The following is a 19194-nucleotide window of genomic DNA, read 5'->3' as shown; positions in this document are numbered from 1 at the left end:
GAATATTCATGATCGCGAGATGAATCGCCGCTTCGGCGAAAGTCATCCGATTGAACTTAGGCTCCTTTGAAGATGATCAGTCCAATGACTGTCGCGCAGGCCAGCCAGACGGCTCGCCCCTGGTCCTGAAGGTTCTTCAACTCCAGCAAACGCGTGGCTCGCTTCGTAGGATCTTCGTGAACGCGACGTTCCGATCGGAAAACATACTCACAAAAGAAAAAGAAGGGCGCGGCTATCGTGAGCAAGCCATAAAAGCCCTTTAGGGCAATCCAGCGCTTTGCGGTGGGAGGCCAGCCGTGAAAGAGACCATAGATGCCGACGAGGAGGAGCAGGATGTAGCTGATCGCGCCAAGGGGAAGCGCAATGGCCCCCTGCTTGCCGATCACTCGGAAAAGACGCCCCCAGCAGGCCTCAAGCTGTTCTTGGAAAGACATCGTCACTCTCCAAATCACCAAAAGTCCCGGCATTGCGGAAAAGCAATAGAGCGGAATTGTGACAGCGCATGAAAACGACCAGTAATTGAGTTGCCCGAACTTTCAGCGCTCGCAGGCAGACGATCCGACGAGGGGCAGCCTTCCTTCCAGATCAGCGCTGGCTTGCTGGGTCGCCCTGTCATGCACTTGGGCGGAGTGAGCTTGGAGTATCGCAGGCGGATTTGAGAGCACGCCTCCCGGGAGGTGCTCGGGGCGGGAGAGGGGCGGATGACGTGCCGGTCGCTATGGTGACATCATGCCGGTGTTTTGCCCGACGAGTCAAATCGATTCGTAAAATCCGTAGCCGTCAACCCCGGTTCAACCCATTGATTCAGTTGCCCCCGCCTACTGTGCATGGGGTTGTTTTCGCACTTTTGTGTCAGCGCGGGCTTCGCGGCCCGCGCCCGCGCCGTCATCCCGCCTTGGCAACCCGCCCGTCCGCCGAACCTGCGCGCAGGTTCTGGAAGAACTTCTCCACCTCGCGCGACAGCGTGTCCGCCGTCGCCGTCAGGCTGCTCGCCGCCGTCAGCACCGAGGATGCCGCCGTGTCGGTCTCGCCGATGGCGTCGCGCAGCGAGGTGATGTTCGCCACAAGCGTCTCGTTGCCCTGCGCGGCCGACTGCGCATTGGACGAGATCTCGCGCGTGGCGGCGTCCTGCTGACTGACGGCGCCGGCGATCGCCGAGGTGACCTCGTTGATCTCGCGCACCGCGCCGCCGATCTCGCGGACGGCATCGACGGCGTTGCGGGTCGAGGCCTGGATCATCGAGACGTTCTCGCTGATCTCGGCCGTGGCCTTGGCGGTCTGGCCCGCGAGCGCCTTCACCTCGTGGGCGACGACGGCGAAGCCGCGGCCGGCATCGCCGGCGCGCGCGGCCTCGATGGTGGCGTTCAGCGCGAGCAGATTGGTCTGCTCGGCGATCGCCTGGATCAGGCTGAGCACGCCGTCGATGCGCTGCGTGGCCGCGGCGAGGCTCTCGATCTCGGAGATCGACTTCTCGGTGCGCTGGCCGGTCTGCTCGACCGCGCCGGCGCTCTGGCGCACCTGGCGGCCGATCTCCACCACCGAGGCCGACAGTTCCTCGGCCGCGCCCGCGACCGCCGTGACGTTGTGCGAGGCCTGCTCGGTCGCGTTGGCCGCGGTGCCGGCGCGGCTGTTCGCATCCGCGGTCACGCGGGTGATGGTCTGCGCGGTCTCGCGCATCACCGAGGCGTTGTCGCTGAGGCCGCGCATGATCGCGCCGATCGCCTCGCGAAACTGCTCGACGGATTGCTCGATGTGGCGGGCGCGCTCCTCGCGGGCGGCGGCGTCGTTCGACACTTGCGAGGCGAGATTGCGGTTGCGGCCCATGGCGTCCTGGAACACCTGGATCGCGCGGGCCAGTGCGCCGATCTCGTCGGCGCGGTCAGAGTGCGGTACCACGATGTTTTCGGCGCCGTCGGCGACCTGCTTGATGGTGGCGGTGATCGAGGCGAGCGGCCGGGCGATCGAGCGGGCGATGATGACGATGCCGATCACGACGAGAGCCAGCGCCACGCCGCCGAGGCAGGTCAGCACGAACGACAATTCGCGATTGGTCTCGGTCTGCTGCGCGATCTGCCGGGCGCGCTCGGCATAAACCTTGGACAGCGCCTCGAGGTCCTTGTTCAGGGCCGAGCGCACCGCGCGGTTGGCGTCGTTGTCGCCCCATTCGCGGCCCGCGGCTGCATTGATTTCGACGCCGCGGCGGACCAGCTCCTTGCGGAACTCGACGAACTGCTCGATGCGCTTCTTGAAGGTGGCAAACTGCTCGGCGTCGTCGGCCTTGACGATGGTCTCCCAACGCTTCACGACGTCCAGGATCTGGGCGTTGAACTTGAGCAGGCCATCGCCGTATTTCTTCACCACGGCCGGCTCGGTCGACATGTAGACGCCGCGAGATTCCATCACGACCGCATAGACCAGCGAGTTGACCCGCTCGACGTTCAGCGCGGCGGCATTCGCCGTCTCGATCGCGCTGGTCAGGTCGGCGCTGCGGCGGCTGTTGTAGTCGGACAGCATCGCGATCGCGGCCGTGAGCAGCGCGAACAGCGCGAAGATCGCATAGAGCTTGGTGGCAAGCGTGAAGCGGCCTGCCAGCTTGGTGGCATTCCCAGATCGGTCTGATGTCATGGTGTGCAGGAGCCCGGAATGGCCTGAAGCGGCCGGTGAGCGGGGTCGTGTAGAATTGATGCAAAACTTTGCAGGAGGAAGGTGGATGTGGCGTTAACGCGCCCGTTAGGCTCCCTCCGTCCTTGCTCGAACGAAAGGTAAGATATTTCAGCGTCTTGATCCTAAGGTATAGTCTCTGGATAGTCTTTCAGCATAGTCTTTCAACATAGTCTTGGGGTCGGCCGTTGGCCGACCAAGCCTGGAGAGCCCCGTGGTCTACCGACACAGCATCGACACCACGACCTACACCTTCCCGGATCTGCGCGACCTGCTCGCCAAGGCGACACCGCCGCGCTCCGGCGACCGGCTGGCCGGAATTGCCGCTGCCAGCTCCGAGCAGATGATCGCGGCACGGATGGCGCTGGCGGATGTGCCGCTCGGCCAATTCCTGCAGGAAGCCGTCATTCCCTATGAGACCGACGAGGTCACCCGCCTCGTCATCGACAGCCACGACACCAAGGCCTTTGCGCCGGTGGCGTCGCTCACGGTCGGGGCCTTCCGCGACTGGCTGCTGTCCGATGCTGCAACGCCCGAGATCCTGCGCAAGCTCGCGCCCGGCATCACGCCGGAGATGGCGGCCGCAGTGTCAAAGCTGATGCGCAACCAGGATCTGATCCTGGCGGCGCGGAAATGCGAGGTCACCACCGCTTTCCGCAACACCATCGGGCTGAAGGGGCGGATGAGCACGCGGCTCCAGCCGAACCATCCGTTCGACGACGCCAGGGGCATCACCGCCTCGATCCTCGACGGCATTCTGCTCGGGGCCGGCGATGCCTGCATCGGCATCAATCCTGCGAGTGACGACCCTGCCGTCATCGCCCAATTGCTGCGGCTGCTCGACGAGGTCATCGCGCGGCTGAAGATCCCGACGCAAGGCTGCGTGCTGACCCATGTCACAACGACGCTGTCGCTGATCGGGCAGGGCGTGCCGGTCGACCTCGTCTTCCAGTCGGTCGCCGGGACCGAGGCCGCCAACCGCAGTTTCGGCATCGATCTTGCGCTCCTGAAAGAGGCGCAGCAGGCCGGGCTGTCGCTGCAGCGCGGCACCGTCGGGCAGAACGTGATGTATTTCGAGACCGGCCAGGGCTCGGCGCTGTCGGCGGGCGCCCATCACGGGGTCGACCAGCAGACCTGCGAGGCGCGCGCCTATGCGGTCGCCCGCGCGTTTGCCCCGCTCCTCGTCAACAGCGTGGTCGGCTTCATCGGCCCGGAATATCTCTATGACGGCAAGGAAATCATACGGGCTGGACTGGAGGATCATTTCTGCGGCAAGCTGCTCGGCCTGCCGCTCGGGGTCGACATCTGCTACACCAACCATGCCGAGGCGGACCAGGACGACATGGACAACCTGCTGACGCTGCTCGCCGCCGCTGGCGTCACCTTCATCATGGGCGTCCCCGGCGCCGACGACGTCATGCTGAACTACCAGTCGACGTCTTTTCACGACGCGCTCTATGTCCGCGCCGTCTTCGGCTTGCGCCGCGCGCCGGAATTCGACGACTGGCTGGTGCAGTCGGGAATTACAGGCGCCGATCTCCGCCTAGCCGGCGATGCAGGCCTGCTGCCCGATTTTGCCTCGCGGTTGATCGCGTGAGGCGGCGCGCCAACTGGCACTCCGATGAAACTATCGGCGCCTCCCGGAATTGTGCTTGTGCCACAATATTGAGAAATTCCGGCGACAGCATTACCCTGAGTCTGGCTGGCAATTTCCGCACTATCGGTCGAGCGTGGCGGGGGGAGCTTTGATGCGAGCTGAAAGTAACGGAACGACCCGGCGGATTCTCTGCGTGTTTCCGCGCTACACCTCGTCCTTCGGTACGTTCGAGCATTCCTATCCCTTGACCGACGGCGTTCGCGCCTTCATGCCGCCGCAGGGGCTGCTGCTGATCTCCGCCTACCTTCCGAAGGAGTGGCAGGTCAAATTCGTCGATGAGAACCTGCGCCGCACGACGAAGGAGGAATTCGAATGGGCCGAAGCGGTCTTCGTCAGCGGCATGCACATCCAGCGCCAGCAGATGAACGACATCTGCCGCCGCGCCCATGAATTCGATCTGCCGGTCGCACTCGGCGGGCCGTCGGTCAGCGCCTGCCCGGACTATTATCCGTCCTTCGACTATCTGCATGTCGGCGAGCTCGGCGACGCCACCAACCAGCTGATCGATATCCTGTCGCGCGACACCTCGCGTCCCGAGGCCCAGGTGGTGCTGACCACCAGGGACCGGGTGCCGATGACGGAGTTTCCAATTCCGGCCTACGAGCTCGTCGATGTGAAGAAGTATTTCCTCGGCAGCATCCAGTATTCGAGCGGCTGTCCCTATCAGTGCGAGTTCTGCGACATCCCCGGCCTCTACGGCCGCAATCCGCGCATCAAGTCGCCGCAGCAGATCATCGCCGAGCTCGATCGCCTGCGCGAATGCGGCATGACCGACACGGTCTATTTCGTCGACGACAATTTCATCGGCAACCGCAAGGCGGCTCTGGACTTGCTGCCGCATCTGATCGAATGGCAGAAGCGGACCGGCTACATGGTGCGGCTCGCCTGTGAGGCGACGCTCAACATCGCCAAGCGGCCCGAGATCCTCGAGAAGATGCGCGAGGCCTATTTCATCACCATCTTCTGCGGCATCGAGACGCCGGATCCGGACGCCCTGAAGGCGATGCAGAAGGACCACAACATGATGGTCCCGATCCTGGAGGGCGTGCACACCATCAACTCCTACGGCATGGAGGTCGTGTCCGGCATCATCATGGGGCTCGATACCGACAAGCCGAACACCTCGGAAGCTCTACTCGCTTTCGTCGAGGAGTCCCGGATTCCGCTGCTCACCATCAACCTGCTCCAGGCGCTGCCGAAGACGCCGCTGTGGGACCGGTTGGAGCGCGAGGGTCGCCTGATCCACGACGACGGTCGCGATTCCAACGTCGACTTCCTGTTGCCTTATGACGAGGTCGTCGCATCGTGGAAGCATGCGATGGCGGTCGCCTACGCGCCCGAGAAGGTTTACGCGCGCTATCAGTATCAATGCGACAATGTTTACGTGCGCCGAGTCAAGATGCCGGTGCCGGACGAGATGAAGACCTGGCCGAACATCCGGCGCGGCCTCGTCATGTTGCGCAACATCTTCTGGAAGGTCGGCGTGCTCGGCGACTACAGGCGCGTGTTCTGGAAGTTCGCGCTCAGACGCATCAAGCGCGGCGACATCGAAGGCCTGATCGGCTGCACGCTGATCGCGCACCATCTCATCACCTTTGCGCGCGCGGCCTCCAGCGGCAAGCAGAACGCCTCGAACTATTCGATCCGGCTGCGCGAGGCCGCCGTTCCGGCTGAATGATGCGACATGTCTGATCCGGTTCCGCCGCGCCGCCCGACCCTCGATCTGCGGGCGTTCACGCCCGCGCGCGTTGCGCTCGGGCGCAGCGGCGCGAGCGTGCCGACCAGGGCACTGCTCGATTTCACGCTGGACCATGCCCGCGCGCGCGATGCCGTGCATGCCGCCTTCGACACGTCGCGCCTGGTCGCCGACCTCGGCGCGCTCGGACTTGCCGTGACCGAGGTGAGGAGCCGGGCGGTCGATCGCAGCGACTATCTGCGGCGGCCGGATCTGGGACGACAGCTTGAACCCGGTTCGGCGCAACTTCTGGCGCGGGGCGCCTCGGCGCCGTGCCAACTCGCGATTGTGATCGGAGACGGCCTGTCCGCGGCGGCGGTTCACGCCCATGCGGCCATCGTGGTGAGGCGCCTGTTGCCATTGCTTGCGCAAGGGGATGACCTCGCGATCGGCCATGTCGTTGTCGCATCGGGCGCGCGCGTCGCGCTCGGCGACGAGATCGGCGCCATTCTCGGGGCGCGCATGGTCGCGATGCTGATCGGCGAACGGCCCGGCCTGTCCGCGCCCGACAGTCTCGGCGCCTATCTGACCTTCGCACCGAAGCCCGGCCGTACCGATGCCGAACGCAATTGCGTGTCGAACATCCACCACGCCGGTTTGAGCTACGACGAGGCCGCCTTCAAGATCGCCTGGCTCATCCGTGAGGGGCTCGCGCGCGAGACCACCGGCGTGGCTCTGAAGGACGAGAGCGCGGACCGGGCGCCGCGTCGAATTGGCACGGCGCCGCCGGAATGATAGGCGGTCGGGGGCCCGAAATCGCCGCTTCTTGATCGATTCGGCCACGCCTCGCCTGCTTGCGAGAAGACCTGTTGACCTGCTAAACCCCTCGCGGCGATTTTCCGCGCATTTTCAAAAGGCAAGCCTCCCATTGGTATGGCGTTTCAAGCCGTTCGCGGGGCGCAACAAGCTCTCAAGACCGAGCCGATTTAGGAACTGGACAAGGCATGCTCGAAAAGCACAGCGAGAATGAGGTTCATGTCGACAAGGTCGAGCAGGGACCTGCGTCCTCGATCGCCTTCGGGCTGGAGCGCCTCGGGCTGATCGCCGTTCGGGCGCCGATCGTCTCCTGCATCGTCCTGCTGGCGCTGATCGTCGGCGCCGTGTTCGGCATCCACCGGATCAAGATCGACGATTCGCTGTCGCAGCTCTTTCGCTCCGACACCCGCGAATTCAAGCAGTATGAAGAGGTGACGAAGAAGTTCCCGGCCGAGGAGTTCGACGTCCTCGTCGTGGTCGAGGGCAAGACCCTCCTGGAGCGCAGCAACCTCGAGAAGCTGCGTGACTTCGTTACCGACCTGCAACTGGTCGATGGCACGCGAGGGCTGGTCTCGCTGTTCTCGGCGCGTCAGGCGCCGGCGCCGGGCAAGCTGCCGGCGGCACTGTTCCCGGCCGAGCTCCCCGAGGGGGCCGCCTATGACAAGTTCATCGAGACCGTCAAGAACAACGAGATCATCCGCGGCAAGCTGCTGTCGGAGGACGGCACGCTGGCGCTGATCGTGCTCTCGCTCGATCCCGAGGTGGTCGCCTCCAACAAGCTGACCAAGACCGTCGGCGACATCCGCGCGCTGATGAAGGAGGACCTCGGCGACACCGGGCTCAACGTGCAGCTCTCCGGCGTTCCGGTGATGCAGCTCGAGATCCGCAACGCGGTCGAGCGCGACGGGCTGACCTACAACATCCTCGGCATTCTCGCCGGCTGCATCATCGCCATCATCTTCTTCCGCAAGATCTCGTTCATGGTCGCCGCGGCGTTCCCGCCGATGATCGCGATCCTGCTGGCGCTGGGTGCGCTCGGCTGGGCCAATTTCAACCTCAACATGTTCCTGAACGTGATGACGCCGCTCATCATGGTCATCAGCTTCTCGGACTCGATGCAGCTCACCTTCGCCGCGCGCGACCGGCTGATCGCAGGACAGGACAAGTTCACCGCTTTCAAGAACGCGGTGCTGGTGGTGGGACCCGCCTGCGTGCTGACGCACGGCACGGCCGGCATTTCCTTCATCGCGCTGCAATTCTCCGACTCCGACCTGATCCGCAAGTTCGGCGAGGCCGGGCTCGCCGCCACCATCATCGCGCTGGTCGCGGTGCTGTCGCTGGTGCCGGTGTTCGGCGTCCTGCTCGTGCGCAACGAGAAGGTGTTCGCCGTCAAGTTCCAGAGCGCGGATGCCGGCGTCCAGGCGCTGCGCAATTTCTGCTACTGGATCGCGGTGCGCATGGTCGGCCGTCCCGGCCTGTTCAGCCTGATCGCGGTGCTGTTCGTCGGCGGCCTCGGCGTCATCTACGCCAATCTGGAGCCGCGCTACCGGCTCGCCGACCAGGTGCCGGACAAGCGCCAGGCGGTCGCCGCCAGCGACCGGCTCGATGCCAAGCTGACCGGCGCCAACCCGGTCAACGTGCTGATCCAGTTCCCCAAGGGCGAATCGCTCTATTCGCCGGAGACGCTCCAGACCATCGCCGACGTGCATGCGACGGTGGAGAAGACGGCCGGTGTCGGCAACGTCTGGTCGCTGGAGACGCTGCGCCGCTGGCTGGCAGAGAAGGCGGGCAGCGCCGACGTCGCGACGTTGAAGGAATATGTCAACGTCATCCCCGAGCATCTGGTGCGGCGGTTCATCGATGCCGAGCAGGATGCCGTCGTGGTCGCCGGCCGCGTACCGGACAAGGATTCCAGCCAGCTCCTGCCGATCGTCGACAAGCTCGACCACGAGCTCGACGCCGTCCGCAAGAAGCATCCCGGCTACGAGATCGCGGTGACGGGTCTTGCCGCCATCGCTGCGCGCAACTCGGCCAGCATGATCGAGAAGCTGAACCACGGACTCACCATCGAATTTGCGCTGGTCGCGATCTTCATCGGCCTCGCGTTCCGCTCCTGGGTGGTGATGTTCGCCTGCATTCTGCCGGGCATCTTCCCAGTGGTGATGTCGGGAACGGTGCTGTGGGCGATGGGCGAGGGCCTGCAATTCGCCAGCGTCGTCGCGCTCACCGTCTCGTTCGGCCTGGGCTTGAGCGCCACCATCCACTTCCTCAACCGCTTGAGGCTCGAGAGCAAGCCGGGCGTCGGCTCGGCGCTTGCCGTGGAGCGGGCCACCGTGCTGGTCGGCCCGGCGCTGATCCTGACCACGGTGGTGCTGGCCTGCGGCCTCGTCGTCACCGTGTTCTCGGACCTGCCGTCGCTCAGGCTGTTCGGCTGGCTCAGCGCCTTCTCGATGGTGATGGCCCTCGTCGCCGACCTCTTCATCCTGCGGCCGACGGCGATGTGGCTGATCAATCTGCACGCCAGGCTTCAGGGCCCCGACAAGCCGGCGATCTGAGCAGCTTCATCTGATCCAGGTCAGCAATAAGCCCCCGGCTCGCGAGAGCCGGAGGCTGTATCCTTTCGCAGCGGAAAGGGCGTCAGCCCTTCGTCATCGTGATGTTGACGCCGCGGATCTCGCCCTTGGAGCTGATCTGCACCGTCTGCTTGCTGCCGTTGGTGCGCAGCGAGAGGTTGGCGGCAAAGCCGTTGGCCTCGACGAACACGTCGATCTGGCCGCCGCCGGCGGTGCCCTGCAGATTGCCGAAGATGTTGCGGCTGGACTCGCTCCAATTGCCGGAGATGCGCTCGCCCTGGCTCGTCACGTCGCTGGTGAGATTGAACTTGTAGCTGTCGGACGCGCAGTGCAGCGCCTGCTTCAGGTTCAGGCCGCTGCCGCCGACCTTGTAGTCCGCCTTGCAGCGAATGCGCTCGGTGGAGCCGTCGGACAACGACACCGTGCCGGTGCCGGTCCATGCGCCATCGAAACCGGCAAACGGTCCGGACGACTGAGCATGGCTCGCCGAAACCGAGAAGAGCAGCGCCGCCCCGATGCCGGCCGCCTTGATTGCCAGTCCAGTTCGCCCAATGAATTTCATCGCAATTATCCCGTTTTGGAACGACGCTCGCTTACGATTGAGAACGTCTCGCCACATCGAAAGTTTAGTGCTCCGAGCAAGTCGCAGGTTCAAAGCCTGACCGCCCGGCATGGCAGGTCATGACGCTCGCGCCGGGCTTGATCGCCCGATTTGCCACGTTTCGGCATGTTTCCGGCAGGAAAGGCAAGGCGGACAGATGCAGCGCTGCAACAGGTATGCAGTAAAACGCAGACGTTCTGAATTATGACGTAGTATCAACCTCTTACATCTGCGAATGAAGGCACGGGGAAGTCCCGATTCGGCGCGTGCGGTGCCAATTTGGCCGCATTTGCCGGTGCTTGTGCCTTCTCTGGGCCGCCACTCCTGCGGCGACTTGCCATCAGAACAATCCGCTCCGGTCGTTCGCCCTCTGCAGCCGGGTCCGGTATGATTCTGCCGTCAGAATGAAGGAATACAATGCGTAATCTTCTCGTCGCTCTCACCCTGCTGTCGGCATCTCTTTCGACGGCCGCGTTCGCTCAGCAAGGGCGTGGCACGGACGCCGAGCAGAAGGCCTGCACACGAGATGTGCAGAAGTTCTGCCGTCCGGTCATCGATCAGGGCGATTTCACGATCCTCGCCTGTCTCAAGGAGAACCGGGCCAAGATCTCGCAGGCCTGCGACCAGGTGCTGAAGAACCACAACCAGTAAGCTTGGCCATTGGCTCCCAAAGGTGGATCCCGGAGCCGCCTTTGGGGTCCGATCCGCAAAGGGCGGCCATCGACAGACAGGATTGGTTTTGCGGCATTATTCCCCTATATGGGGGCCGCGGCGGCATCGCCGGCATGAGCCCGCGCGAGCGAAAAAGCCTTCCTGTCCAAACGATTGTAAACCAGCCCTCGATGACCTCTGCGAGCGAATTGCGATCCGGCAAGGGTGACCGCGACGAGAATTTTCCCGTCGCGTCCTGGATCATTCATCCGCGTCATCGCGCCCTGATCCTGGCCTATTACAATTTCGTCCGCACCGCCGACGACATCGCCGACCACGCGACCCTGCCGCCCGACCAGAAGCTTAGCTATCTCGACCTGCTCGAGGCGGAACTGCTCGGCAAGGGCGACACCCAGGCCGAGGCCGTCACCCTGCGCCGCGCGCTGGCCGAGCGCGGCATGGCCCCACGCCATGCGCTCGACGTGCTCATCGCCTTCCGCATGGACGTGACCAAGCTGCGCTACGAGAATTGGGACGAGGTCATCCACTATTGCCGTTACTCGGCGATGCCCGTCGGCCGCTTCATGCTCGACGTCCATGGCGAGAGCACTTCGACCTGGGCCGCATCGGACGCGCTCTGCGCAGGCCTGCAAATCAACAATCACCTGCAGGATTGCGGCAAGGATTTTCGCGAGCTCAACCGCGTCTATCTGCCGCGCGATGCGCTGGCAGCACACGGCGCCTCGGTAGAGCAGCTCGGGCTCGCGCAGTCGCCGCCGGCGATGCTGGCCTGCCTTCACGCGCTTGCCGCACGCAATGAAGCGCTGCTCAACGAGGGCAGGTCGCTCGCTGCGGAAATCCGGGATTTCCGTCTCGGCGTCGACGTCTCGGTCATCCAGGCCTATGCGGATCGCATCGTGCGCCTCTTGAAAGTGCGCGATCCCCTGCGCGAGCGCGTGCATCTGAACAAGTTCGAGCTGCTCGCCCTCAGCCTCGCCGGGATGATCGGCGAAGTCGGTCGCCGCGCGATCGGACGCAAGGCGATTTCCAGACCGGGGACTGCACATGACGCTTGAGGCGACCACGCCCGGCGCCAATTACGGCTCGGCCGCATCCGGCAGCTCGTTCTATGCCGCGATGCGCATCCTGCCGCACGACCAGCGCGAAGCGATGTTCCAGATCTACAGCTTCTGCCGCCAGGTCGACGACATCGCCGATTCCGACGGCCCGCGGGAGGAGCGGCTCGCCGCACTCCAGCAATGGCGCGACGACATCGACGCGCTCTATCAGGGCCATCCGCCGCCGCGGCTGAAGGACTACGTCGCCTCGGTGAAGACCTTCGGGCTCAAGCGCGAGGATTTCCTCGCCATCGTCGACGGCATGGAAATGGATGTGCCGCAGGACATCCGCGCGCCCGACATGGCGACGCTGGATCTGTACTGCGACCGTGTCGCCAGCGCCGTGGGGCGGCTGTCGGTGCGCGTGTTCGGCATGCCCGAGGAAGACGGCATCCTGCTCGCGTACCATCTCGGCCGCGCGCTGCAGCTCACCAACATCCTGCGCGACATCGACGAGGACGCCGGCCTCGGCCGGCTCTATCTGCCGCGCGAGGCGCTGCTGCATGCCGGCATCACCTCCGATGATCCGGACCGCGTGATCGCCGAGCGCGCGCTGCCGAAGGTCTGCCTGCCGCTGGCGCAGCGCGCGAAGGTGCATTTCGAGAAGTCGGACGAGATCATGAACCGCAACAAGCGCCGCGCGGTGCGCGCGCCGCGGATCATGTCGAGATACTATCATTCCATTCTGGACCTGCTGATCGCGCGCGGCTTCACCGCGCCGCGCGAGCCGGTGCGTGTGTCGAAGATCACACGCATCCTGATCCTGCTCCGCTACGCTTTCATCTGATGCAAAAGACAGCTCACATCATCGGTGCTGGAATTTCCGGCCTCTCCGCCGCTGTGCGGCTCGCCAATGCCGGCTTCAAGGTCGCCGTGCACGAGGCCACGCACCAGGCCGGCGGCCGCTGCCGTTCCTATTTCGACGGCGCCACCAACCTCACCATCGACAACGGCAATCATCTGCTGCTGTCGGGCAACAGCCATGCGCGCGCCTATGCGCGCGCGATCGGCACCGAGACGGGTCTCGTCGGCCCCGAGAGCGCGCAGTTTCCCTTCGTCGACATCAAGACGGGACAGCGCTGGCAGATCGATCTCGGCGCTGGCCGGTGGCCGACCTGGGTGCTCGATGAGAGCCGCCGCGTTCCCGACACCGGCCTGACCGATTATCTGAAACTGGCGCCGCTGATCTGGGCGTCGGAGGAGACGCTGGTCGGCAAGTCCATTCCTTGCGAAGGCATCCTCTACCAGCGTCTGGTGCAGCCGTTGCTGCTGGCGGCGCTCAACGTCGATCCGCCCGAGGGCTCGGCGGGGCTCGCGGGCGCGATCGTGCGCGAGACGCTGCTCGCGGGCGGGCAGGCCTGCCGTCCGTTGATCGCCCGCGACGGTCTCAGCGCGGTGCTGATCGAGCCTGCCGTGAAGTTCTTGGCTGAGCGCGGCCACGCGGTTCAGCTCGGCCATGAGCTGCGCTCGTTTGCGACCACCGACGACAAGGTCGGCGCGCTGAATTTCGGCGGCGAGGATGTGATCCGGATCGGTGAGGGCGATGTCGTCGTGATGGCGGTGCCGCCGCGCGCCGCTGCGAGCCTGCTGCCGGGCCTGAAGACGCCGACCGAATTCCGCGCCATCGTGAACGCGCATTTCCGCATCACACCGCCGCCGGGCTCGGCGCCGATCCTCGGCGTGATCGGCGGCGTGGTGGAATGGCTGTTCGCGTTCCCCAACCGGCTTTCCGTCACGATCAGCAATGGCGACCGTCTGGTCGACATGCCTCGCGAGGAACTCGCGCAGGCGATCTGGAACGACGTCTGCAAGGCCGCCGGCCTGTCGGGTGAGTTGCCGCCGCAATTGCCGCCCTGGCAGATCGTGCGCGAGCGCCGCGCCACCTTTGCCGCCACGCCGACCCAGAATGCCCTGCGTCCAGGGCCGGTCACTGCGCTGAAAAACCTGTTCCTTGCCGGCGACTGGACTGCTACGGGATTGCCGGCAACCATCGAGGGATCGGTCCGGTCCGGCGATCGCGCCGCCGATCTGGTTCTGGCCGCCAAAGCATCCTGAAAGGCGGCCCTGACGGGCAGATGTCCCGGCCAATTTTCAATCGACTATCGGAGCAATCGAGCGACATGGATTCCGTGAACGCGACCAGCCGCGAGACCCTGGAATCGAGCATTGAGTCGGCCACGCAGGGCGTTCTCGGCTTCCAGCAGTCCGACGGCCATTGGGTGTTCGAGCTCGAGGCCGACTGCACGATTCCGGCCGAGTACGTCCTGCTGCGCCACTATCTCGCAGAGCCCGTTGACACGGTGCTCGAAGCCAAGATCGGCAACTACCTGCGTCGCGTGCAGGGAGCCCATGGCGGCTGGCCGCTGGTGCACGACGGCGAGTTCGACATGAGCGCCAGCGTGAAGGCCTACTTCGCGCTCAAGATGATCGGCGACTCCGTCGATGCGCCGCACATGGTGCGCGCGCGCGAGGCGATCCATGCCCGAGGCGGTGCGATCAACAGCAACGTCTTCACGCGCTTCCTGCTGGCGACGTTCGGCGTCGTGACCTGGCGCGCGGTGCCGGTGCTGCCGATCGAGATCGTGCTGCTGCCGTTCTGGTCGCCGTTCCACCTCAACAAGATCTCCTACTGGGCGCGCACCACCATGGTGCCGCTGATGGTGATCGCCGCGCTGAAGCCGCGCGCACGGAATCCGAAGGGCGTCGGCATCGACGAATTGTTCCTGCAGGACCCGCGCTCGATCGGCATGACCGCGAAAGCGCCGCACCAGAGCATGGCCTGGTTTCTGTTGTTTCGTTCGCTGGATGTGATCCTGCGCGTGGTCGAGCCGCTGTTTCCGAAGAGCCTGCGCAAGCGCGCGATCGACGCCGCGCTCGCTTTCATCGAGGAGCGGCTCAACGGCGAGGACGGCATGGGCGCGATCTATCCGCCCATGGCCAACATCGTCATGATGTATGACGCGCTCGGCAAGGACGAGAACTATCCGCCGCGCGCGACGACGCGCCGGGGCCTCGACAAGTTGCTCGTCATCAAGGACGACGAGGCCTATTGCCAGCCCTGCGTCTCACCGGTGTGGGACACGACGCTTACCGCGCATGCGCTGCTGGAAGCCGGCGGCGACAAGGCGGTGCCGGCGGCCAGGCAGGGCCTCGACTGGCTGATTCCGAAGCAGGAGCTCGAGGTGAAGGGCGACTGGGCCGTGAAGCGGCCCGACGTGCGTCCGGGCGGCTGGGCCTTCCAGTACAACAACGCGCATTATCCTGATCTCGACGACACCGCGGTCGTAGTGATGTCGATGGACCGCATGCGCCGGGAGCACGGCGTCGCCGGCTATGACACTGCGATCGCCCGTGGCCGCGAGTGGATCGAGGGCATGCAGAGCGACGACGGCGGCTGGGCGGCCTTCGACGTCAATAATCTCGAATATTACCTGAACAACATCCCGTTCTCGGACCATGGCGCGCTGCTCGATCCGCCGACCGAGGACGTCACCGCGCGCTGCATCTCGATGCTGGCCCAGCTCGGCGAGACCGAGAAGTCCAGCACGCACGTCGCCGCCGGCGTCGCCTACCTGCGGAAGACCCAGCACCCCGAGGGGTCCTGGTACGGCCGCTGGGGCATGAACTTCATCTATGGAACCTGGTCGGTGCTTTGCGCCCTCAACATGGCCGGTGTCGACCACGGGGATCCCATGATCCGGAAGGCCGTCGACTGGCTGGCCTCGATCCAGAACGAGGACGGCGGCTGGGGCGAGGACGCCGTCAGCTACCGGCTGGACTACAAGGGCTGGGAAGCCGCCCCCTCGACCGCCTCGCAAACGGCATGGGCCTTGCTTGCCCTGATGGCGGCAGGCGAGGTTGATCACCGGGCCGTCGCCCGCGGGGTGGAGTACCTGATTGCAACACAAAACAAAAAAGGACTGTGGGACGAGCAGCGGTACACCGCCACAGGCTTCCCCCGTGTATTCTATCTACGGTATCATGGTTACCCGAAGTTCTTTCCGCTGTGGGCGTTGGCGCGGTATCGGAACTTGCGGAACACCAACAGCAGGGTGGTAGGGGTCGGAATGTGACTTTGGGGACGGGGGACTGTTTCGCCGCGGGGAATTCCATCGACCCGCGGCCGATATTGATCGTGACCGGACTGGTTCAGGAGGCCCGCATTGCGGCCGGGCCCGGAATGGCGGTCATCTGTTCATCCAGCAGCCCGACCCAGTTGCGGGCGCTGCTGACGGTGGTGGATCCCGAGACGATTCGCGGCGTGATCTCCTTCGGCGTGGCCGGCGGGCTCGACCCGACGTTGCGGTCCGGCGACGTCGTGCTGGCGACCGAAGTGCTGTCCGGCGATACCCGCTGGGCCGCCGGCCTGTCGCTCGGCGACGACCTGATCGAGCGCCTGACCTCGGGCCGTCGCCGTGTGGTGCGCGGCAGCCTCGCCGGCGCCGAGGAGGTGGTTACCGGCCGCTCCTGCAAGGCGGCGCTGCATTCGGAGACGGGCGCCTCGGCCGTCGACATGGAAAGCCACATCGCGGCCGCCTACGCCGCCGAAGCCGGGCTGCCCTTTGCCGCGGTCCGCGTCATCAGCGATCCCGCCCATCGCGCGCTGCCGGCACTCGCCCGCGCCGCCATCAAGCCGAACGGCCAGATCGACCTCGCTGCCGTGCTGCGCGGCATCGTGCGCAACCCGACCACGCTGCATGCGCTGGTCTCGACCGGCATCGACTTCAACCGCGCGCTGCGCAGCTTGCGCGGTTGCCGGGATTATCTGATCGGGACGGAACTGATCGAGAGCGAAGCGCTGGTGTCGAAGGCGGCGTGAAGCGGCGTCTTCGAGAAGCTGAAAAAGAAGAGGCCCGGTCGTCTGACCGGGCCTTTTCTTTTGGGCTGCGAGATCGTTGTCACAGACGGGGCCATCGACGCGATGTGGTTCCTTACCGCCAGCCGCCGACTTGAATTTGAGCCCATCTGCGCTTATCTTACGTTTGTCTTACCTCGGAAGGGTTGGGCCATGGCCGACACAGACAAGCTCACCACTATCGTTTCCACCAAGGGGCAGGTCATCTTGCCCAGCGCTATTCGCAGGTCGCGGGACTGGAAGGCCGGAACGCGGCTGACTGTCGAGGAGACTTCGGAGGGCGTCCTATTGAAGCCTGCGCCGGCCTTTGCGGCGACGCGGCCGGAAGAAGTGTTCGGCGTCTTGAATTATCGAGGCAAGCCGAAGACGCTCGAAGAAATGGACGCAAGTGTGCTTGCCGAAGCCAGGCGGCGGCATGATCGCGATTGATACCAATCTGATCGTCCGCTACCTGACCCGAGATCACGCCACTCAATCCGCGCGTGCCCGCGCCTTGATCGACGGCCAGAGGGTCTTTGCCGCCGTCACGGTGCTCCTCGAAGTCGAATGGGTGCTGCGAAGCGCGTACGGCTATCAGGCCGCAGACATCGTGCACGCGCTTCGTGTGTTCGGGGGGCTTCCGACCGTTACGGTTGAGGACGGCGCGATGGTCGCGGCAGCGCTCGACCTTGTCGAGAGGGGGATGGATTTCGCCGATGCCCTGCATCTGACGAGATCGGGACATTGCGATGCTTTCGTCACTTTCGATCGCAAGCTCGTCAAGGCGGCGAAGGCGGCCGGTCATGCGGGAGTGCGCGAAGTAGGGTAGTCTCGGTTGACGCGCCGGGACTGATGGCCTCGATAGGAGCGCTGTTACTATAATCCTCGTGTCTCACTTCAGGGGTGCAGTCCAGCACTGTCAGCGTAATAGCGTAACGCCCGCGAGCATCAATCCCTCGTCCAGTCCTCCAGTCGCAATCCGGCAATGCACTGGAATTCGGCGGTGTTGTTGCTGACAAGCGGCAGGCCGCGCGCGATCGCTTGGCCGGCGATCAGGAGGTCATAGGGGCCGATCGGCGTGCCGCGCCGCGCAAGGTCCGCCCGGATCTCGCCGGCGGCTCGCGCGTCTTCTTGGTCAAGATCGAGGATTTCGAGATCGGCAAAGAGAAGACGGAGTGTTTCCAGATTGAATTCGACTTTCTGGCTGCGATAGGCGCCGAAGTAGAGTTCGTGGGCAACGATGGCCGAGATCGCGAGTGCACCGGGCTCGCTGGATTCGACTCGGCGCAGGAGCGGCTCTGACCGGCGTGTGACGAGTGCGATGACGGCGTTGGTGTCGAGAAGCCATTTCGTCATCGAAACGCCTGGTTCAGATCGGGACGCGTCTGCTCTTCAGGTTGCTCCCGCCCTTCAGCCATGAAGTCCGGGCTGAAACCGCGTGCGACGGCCGCGCGAAGCGATGCCCACGGGCCGGTCGCGCTCCGCCTTGGGCGCAGGATCACAGCCTCGCCTTCGCGGGACACTTCGACTTCATCGACCGAGAAACGAAAATCCTTCGGCAGCCGGACGGCCTGGGAGTTGCCCGATTTGAACACCTTCGCAATGTGGGACATGGCGACCTCGTATATACAATTTCGTATATACGGTATGGGGGCGACAAATGCAACGTCGAGCCACGGTTCTACTTTGCATGGGGTTGTTTTTTGGTTTTTTGCAAAGCCCGGTACAGCCGGCAGTAGGTCTGGCAGACGTCTCTACGAGGCGTCGGGCAAAACACCAGAACATCAGTCAACCCCTCCCCGCGAAAATATTCCACTTTCCCGAATTTCGGATTTGTGGCATAGAGCGGTCATCTCGGCCCTGCCAGAGGGGCGCTTCGCGATCGTCACGAGATGCGGGCCGGGGTGCGGTGGACGCGGCAGCGCCGGCGCGAAAGGCGATGACAGGGCGGGCAACCGTGAGTCATGCGCGGCGCGCTACGACACGGCGCGGTAACAGCGGTTTCGGTCGTCGTCGGAGGTGAGCACACGCGAGCCCCCGGCGATCAGGTCGAACCGTCCGCGGACGGAGAAGTCGTGTGGTCCCGACGCCCGGGGGTCTGGCGTCAAATCTCGCCGTGATGTGGCGGCCAACCGGCACGCGCATCGACTAGCGGCGAGGCGACGGGGGCAATAGTGCAACGCTCCCCGGGGAGCAACTGTGCTGAAGTAGACCGCCGATCGGCCGGCCTCAAGGCTGGCGCTGGACGCGCCACCGCCTTTGGCGGCTGACGGCCTTGACCCCGTCCGCTCGCCGGTCTGTCGGCTTGGCATGCGCTCGGTCGAGGACCGAGCGCGGTAGGGCGCGCTCGATCAGCTCACCGCAACGCGTAGCGGCTCGGCTCCCATTTCTCGCCGCGGGCGATCATCGTATTGAGGATGACGATCAGCTTGCGCATGCAGGCAATGAGCGCAACTTTCGGTTCGTTGCCCTTGGCAATCAGCCGTTGATAGAACGCCCTGAGCACCGGGTTGTTCTGGGTGGCTGCGCCGAGACAGGGCATGTAGAGGGCGTTGCGTACCCAGCGGCGGCCGCCCTTGATATGGCGCTCGCCACGTCGCTTGCCACT

At 64.7% G+C, this 19194-nt stretch carries 18 protein-coding genes; 12 read left to right on the top strand and 6 right to left on the bottom strand.

Annotated features, from left to right (window positions below; all coding sequences use genetic code 11):
- Window positions 1-56: 56 nt before the first annotated feature.
- Entirely contained in the window at window positions 57-434 is a 378-nt protein-coding gene (locus H1B27_RS36270) for a hypothetical protein (protein WP_197969343.1), read from the bottom strand.
- Window positions 435-885: 451 nt separating this feature from the next.
- Entirely contained in the window at window positions 886-2625 is a 1740-nt protein-coding gene (locus H1B27_RS36265; RefSeq protein WP_197969342.1) for a methyl-accepting chemotaxis protein, read from the bottom strand.
- Window positions 2626-2875: 250 nt separating this feature from the next.
- On the opposite strand from H1B27_RS36265, the gene H1B27_RS36260 reads away from it, so the two are divergent.
- The 4 genes from H1B27_RS36260 to H1B27_RS36245 all read left to right on the top strand — a co-directional run bounded on the left by H1B27_RS36260 (window position 2876) and on the right by H1B27_RS36245 (window position 9364).
- Window positions 2876-4258, top strand: coding sequence for an ethanolamine ammonia-lyase subunit EutB (locus tag H1B27_RS36260; protein WP_197969341.1), 1383 nt, complete (start codon window positions 2876-2878; stop codon window positions 4256-4258).
- Window positions 4259-4409: 151 nt separating this feature from the next.
- The gene (locus tag H1B27_RS36255; RefSeq protein ID WP_197969340.1) at window positions 4410-5996 is read left to right on the top strand and encodes a B12-binding domain-containing radical SAM protein; all 1587 of its coding nucleotides are present in this window, start codon (window positions 4410-4412) and stop codon (window positions 5994-5996) included.
- Window positions 5997-6002: 6 nt separating this feature from the next.
- The gene (eutC, locus tag H1B27_RS36250; RefSeq protein WP_197969339.1) at window positions 6003-6788 is read left to right on the top strand and encodes an ethanolamine ammonia-lyase subunit EutC; all 786 of its coding nucleotides are present in this window, start codon (window positions 6003-6005) and stop codon (window positions 6786-6788) included.
- 209 nt (window positions 6789-6997) lie between these two features.
- Entirely contained in the window at window positions 6998-9364 is a 2367-nt protein-coding gene (locus tag H1B27_RS36245) for an efflux RND transporter permease subunit (RefSeq protein WP_061878081.1), read from the top strand.
- An 82-nt stretch (window positions 9365-9446) separates the two neighbouring features.
- Here H1B27_RS36245 and H1B27_RS36240 read toward each other — a convergent pair whose 3' ends face one another.
- A complete protein-coding gene (locus H1B27_RS36240; protein ID WP_061878080.1) occupies window positions 9447-9944 on the bottom strand; it encodes a hypothetical protein in 498 nt (165 codons plus the stop codon).
- 456 nt (window positions 9945-10400) lie between these two features.
- On the opposite strand from H1B27_RS36240, the gene H1B27_RS36235 reads away from it, so the two are divergent.
- From H1B27_RS36235 to H1B27_RS36200, 8 genes are all read left to right on the top strand, one after another.
- On the top strand, window positions 10401-10634 hold the full coding sequence (locus H1B27_RS36235; protein ID WP_025035011.1) for a hypothetical protein: 234 nt from the start codon (window positions 10401-10403) through the stop codon (window positions 10632-10634).
- 191 nt (window positions 10635-10825) lie between these two features.
- Window positions 10826-11710 carry a squalene synthase HpnC gene (gene hpnC / locus H1B27_RS36230; protein ID WP_197969338.1) on the top strand — a complete coding sequence of 295 codons (885 nt, stop codon included), beginning with the start codon at window positions 10826-10828 and terminating at the stop codon, window positions 11708-11710.
- On the top strand, window positions 11700-12539 hold the full coding sequence (gene hpnD, locus H1B27_RS36225) for a presqualene diphosphate synthase HpnD (RefSeq protein WP_197969337.1): 840 nt from the start codon (window positions 11700-11702) through the stop codon (window positions 12537-12539). Before hpnC ends, hpnD begins: the two co-directional genes overlap by 11 nt.
- The gene (hpnE, locus tag H1B27_RS36220) at window positions 12539-13807 is read left to right on the top strand and encodes a hydroxysqualene dehydroxylase HpnE (protein WP_197969336.1); all 1269 of its coding nucleotides are present in this window, start codon (window positions 12539-12541) and stop codon (window positions 13805-13807) included. The genes hpnD and hpnE overlap by 1 nt, the downstream gene beginning before the upstream one ends.
- Before the next feature lie 65 nt (window positions 13808-13872).
- Window positions 13873-15825 carry a squalene--hopene cyclase gene (gene shc / locus H1B27_RS36215; protein WP_197969335.1) on the top strand — a complete coding sequence of 651 codons (1953 nt, stop codon included), beginning with the start codon at window positions 13873-13875 and terminating at the stop codon, window positions 15823-15825.
- Window positions 15822-16571, top strand: a complete 750-nt coding sequence (locus H1B27_RS36210; RefSeq protein WP_197969334.1) for a phosphorylase — start codon at window positions 15822-15824, stop codon at window positions 16569-16571. Before shc ends, H1B27_RS36210 begins: the two co-directional genes overlap by 4 nt.
- 189 nt (window positions 16572-16760) lie before the next feature.
- Window positions 16761-17036, top strand: a complete 276-nt coding sequence (locus H1B27_RS36205) for an AbrB/MazE/SpoVT family DNA-binding domain-containing protein (RefSeq protein WP_061878645.1) — start codon at window positions 16761-16763, stop codon at window positions 17034-17036.
- Window positions 17023-17415 (top strand): type II toxin-antitoxin system VapC family toxin, encoded by a 393-nt coding sequence (locus H1B27_RS36200; RefSeq protein WP_197969333.1) that lies wholly within the window; start codon window positions 17023-17025, stop codon window positions 17413-17415. Before H1B27_RS36205 ends, H1B27_RS36200 begins: the two co-directional genes overlap by 14 nt.
- Window positions 17416-17534: 119 nt before the next feature.
- Here the strand turns inward: H1B27_RS36200 and H1B27_RS36195 are convergent, their stop codons facing one another.
- The 3 genes from H1B27_RS36195 to H1B27_RS36185 form a co-directional block, all read right to left on the bottom strand.
- The gene (locus tag H1B27_RS36195; RefSeq protein ID WP_197969332.1) at window positions 17535-17942 is read right to left on the bottom strand and encodes a type II toxin-antitoxin system VapC family toxin; all 408 of its coding nucleotides are present in this window, start codon (window positions 17940-17942) and stop codon (window positions 17535-17537) included.
- On the bottom strand, window positions 17939-18199 hold the full coding sequence (locus H1B27_RS36190) for an AbrB/MazE/SpoVT family DNA-binding domain-containing protein (RefSeq protein ID WP_061878072.1): 261 nt from the start codon (window positions 18197-18199) through the stop codon (window positions 17939-17941). The genes H1B27_RS36195 and H1B27_RS36190 overlap by 4 nt, the downstream gene beginning before the upstream one ends.
- 743 nt (window positions 18200-18942) lie before the next feature.
- The coding region (locus H1B27_RS36185) for a transposase (RefSeq protein ID WP_197968732.1) at window positions 18943-19194 on the bottom strand (252 nt) is incomplete at its 5' end.

This window comes from Bradyrhizobium diversitatis (assembly GCF_016031635.1).
Taxonomy (GTDB): Bacteria; Pseudomonadota; Alphaproteobacteria; order Rhizobiales; family Xanthobacteraceae; genus Bradyrhizobium; species Bradyrhizobium diversitatis.
Note: the sequence above shows the minus strand (reverse complement) of the source record. Positions and strands in the feature narration are given on the sequence as shown.